The organism is Mesorhizobium sp. M0306 (genome assembly GCF_040321655.1).
In the GTDB taxonomy this organism is placed as follows: Bacteria; Pseudomonadota; Alphaproteobacteria; order Rhizobiales; family Rhizobiaceae; genus Mesorhizobium.
The window spans coordinates 1-3,477 of record NZ_JAMYRY010000079.1 but is presented as its reverse complement, the minus strand read 5'-3'; the positions used below and the strand labels follow the sequence as shown (position 1 = coordinate 3,477).

At 60.4% G+C, this 3,477-nt stretch carries 1 protein-coding gene; it reads left to right on the top strand.

Going from position 1 to position 3,477, the window contains the following annotated elements:
* The first annotated feature begins 57 nt into the window (after positions 1-57).
* Positions 58-3,312, top strand: a complete 3,255-nt coding sequence (locus NKI95_RS34030) for a Ulp1 family isopeptidase (protein WP_352722212.1) — start codon at positions 58-60, stop codon at positions 3,310-3,312.
* Positions 3,313-3,477: the final 165 nt, after the last annotated feature.

Genomic DNA, 3,477 nt, shown 5'->3' with positions numbered 1-3,477 from the left:
TCGGTGCTGCAGCCGGGTCACTCAACGGCGCGCCATCATCATGCGCCGGATTCGTCAGTGGTTGATCTGAATCCCCCCGCACCGTCCGAGTTGCGTGACCATGCTCGTTCTGTGCCGGCGGCGGTGCAGCCAGATCCTCCAATAGGGGTCTCCGGTCGCGACAAGGGTCCCCTCTATTCCAACGATGCGACCGTTGTCGAAGGGCTGAGGTCAGCTTACGCGGGTAAGGTCAAGGAGAGCACGGTCAAGCGCCATGTAAATTCTCTTCTCGGCTTTGGTCGTTGGCTCTTTGACAATAACAGGCCGGGATTTGCTGCTCGGCTTGACGAATCGTCGCTGGATCAGGATCGCAAGGAGTACGAGAGCAGGGGTGGCCCCTCGGAGTACGAGAGCAGGGGTGGCCCCTCGATCGTGGCTAGAGCACTGGGTCGTCTCAAGACGTTGGCGGGCGGAGCGCCAGTGGTCGACCGCCCTGTCCGGAATCCCTACCCTGCCGACGCCGCGCTCATCAGAGATTACACAGCGGCTCTCATCAAAGAGTACAAAGAAGCGCCTGCGACCGGGCCGAATCGCGGTACCATTCAGGTCTATGGATCTACTCTTATACGTTTCAGTGAATACCTGCATGAAAACAAAAAGCCGGGGATTGCGGATCGGCTTCACGAGGGGTCGCTGGATGAAGATGCCAAGCGCTATGTGAACTCCGGTGGTAACCGGAGGATCAGTGCACTAGCTCATCTCCGGAAGTTGGCACCCGGGCGCGAAATTGCCCTTGCTGCTCGTCCGGAAGACGCAGTCGGCATGGAGGCTCGTGCCATTGGGGACGCCGCTGCGCAGCGCAGCGGGACGCAGGAGGCATTGGGTCGGCCAGAGAGGCCCCCTGGGAAAGCTAAAGACGGGCGGGTGCTCGGCGCATTGGAATGGCTAGGCGACGAACATATCCAGAGGGATTACCAACTCCTGGAGCAGGAGTTGCAGGGGAACAATCCAGATCTCGCCGCCCGGACGCGGTTCGTGGATCCCCTCGTAGCCAATTATCATCTGCGCTTGGGCTCCGAGAGCGTCATGCTAAGCGCATTCCAGCGCATCGTCCATCAGAACGGTAACGACACAGCCGACTTCCTGTTCGTGCCAGTGAGCGATGGCGGTAAGACTCTTGCGGAGCGCGGCACCCATTGGTCGCTGCTGTTCGTTGATCGCAGCGACCGGGAACGGCCGGTTGCCTATCATTATGACTCCTACAACGGATGCAATGACACGCTTGCAAAAGAGCTCGCAGAAAATCTGGGCGCCAGCCTGGAGACCCGCGTGGGCGTATCCCGCATCGCCCAGCAGAGCAACGTGGTGGATTGCGGAGTCTACGTGGTGGACGGCACGCGGGCGCTGGTTGGGCGATTGCAATCGCAGCCAGATAACCTGAACCTCAACAACCTCGTCGTCAATCGGCAGGCACTACAAACCCGCCTCAGGGGTGACAATACATTCGGAACGGCAAATAATCTTACGAACTTTGAACTCATGGACCGACAGGCCCGAGACGCGGTTAAGGAAAGCCCCGTTGGGACGTTTCACCAGCAGATCAAGCGGCTCGGCCAGTCAGCGCCAGACGTTGCTCCCGGGGACCCATTTAAATTTCAAAGTCTTGAGAGCAAGGGGGACGCCGCTGCGCAGCGCAGCGGGCCGCAGGAGGAATACAGTTGGCCAGAGTATCTCCCCCCTGGGAAAGCTAATGAAGACGACGCTGTTCTGGCATCGTCTTTCGTGCCAACTGGGCCCCATCACCAAGCCTCGGATCCCGCAGGGTCCTTTCGTCCCCTGAGCTGGCGCGACGGCGACCAGCGCGCGCCGGACGAGCGGATCGCTGCACAGGACAGGAGCAACCAGCTACCAAGCGAGGAGGTCCTCATCAACCGTGAGCATGATACAGCGGAGTTGAGACCAGCGAAGAGGCAAAGGACCCCGAACAGTCGTCTGCAGGACGTTGCCACTGAGCCGCAGCTGAGCGAGATCGGCAATTCAGGCGCTCGCGTGCTGATGCAGGCCCCCACCCATCAAGTGGGTGCATTGCCATGGGAGGCGCAGCCCATGATGCTGGGGGACGAGCACCTGGCACCGCATACCGGAGGCAGTGGGTCGATGCTGGGTGCCTCGGTGCTGCAGCCGGGTCACTCAACGGCGCGCCATCATGATGCGCCGGATTCGTCAGTGGTTGATCTGAATCCCCCCGCACCGTCCGAGTTGCGTGACCATGCTCGTTCTGTGCCGGCGGCGGTGCAGCCAGATCGCCCAAAAGTGGTCTCCGGTCCCGACAAGGGTCCTCTTTATTCCAACGATGCGACCCTTGTCGAAGGGCTGAGGTCAGCACTCTATGCCGGTAAGGTCGGGGAGATCACGGTCAAGCGCCATGTAGATATTCTTTTCGGCTTTGGTCATTGGCTCGTTGAAAATAACAAGCCGGGGATTGCGGATCGGCTTCACGATTCGTCGCTGGATCGGGATCGCAAGGAGTACGAGATCTGGGGTGGCGGCCCCTCGGCCGTGGCTGGGTCACTGGGTCGTCTCAAGACGTGGGCGGGCGGAGCGCCAGTGGTGGGCCGCCCTGCCCTGAATCCCCACCCTGCCGACGCCGTGCTCATCAGAGAGTACACAGCGGCTCTCATCAAAGCGTACGAGGCAGCGCCGACCGGGCCGAAACCCCGTACCGTTGAGGTCTATGGGTCTGCTCTTAGACGTTTCAGTCAATGCTTGGTTGAAAACAAAAAGCCGGGGATTGCGGATCGGCTTCACGAGCGGTCGCTGGATGAAGATGCCAAGCGCTATATGAAAACCGCTGACATCAGTGCACTAACTCATGTCCGGAAGTTCGCACTCGGGCGCGAAATTGCCCTTGCTGCTCGTCCGGAAGACGCAGTCGGCATGGAGGCTCGTGCCATTGGGGACGCCGCTGCGCAGACCGCGGCACAAGCTCATGGCCACGCAGGAGAGCAGGGACCCATCTCTCGAGCTCAACAAGTCGCGCCAGCGCCGTTTGAACGGCACTTGGGCAAGAAGCGTGAGGCCCAGGACGGACTGACGAGTACACTTGACAGGAGCAACCTCGTGAACAGCGGGGGCGTCATCATAAACAATGAACATTACACAGCGCTGTTGAGACCGGCGAAGAGGCAGAGGACTGATAATCCGCAAAGCCGCGCCATGGGGCGGCAACTGAGCGAAGCAACCACGACGTCCATCAGCCAAGCCTCCGATCAAGCCCGAGCGGACCTAATGGCTTCCTTCAGAAGCAGGGAGCGCTCCGACGCGGGGCGTTGAGCTCCATGGCTGGGGTCAAGCAGAACAGCTCTCTTGACGACAGAGGCGCTGATGCGATCTCCGGACCGGTAGCTCTCGCTGTAATTGATCAGGCTGGTACTGTTGGAAGGCTTGATCAGCCTCGTCACCCCAATCTCCAGCATAGCTCACTGTCACGCGGCCAAC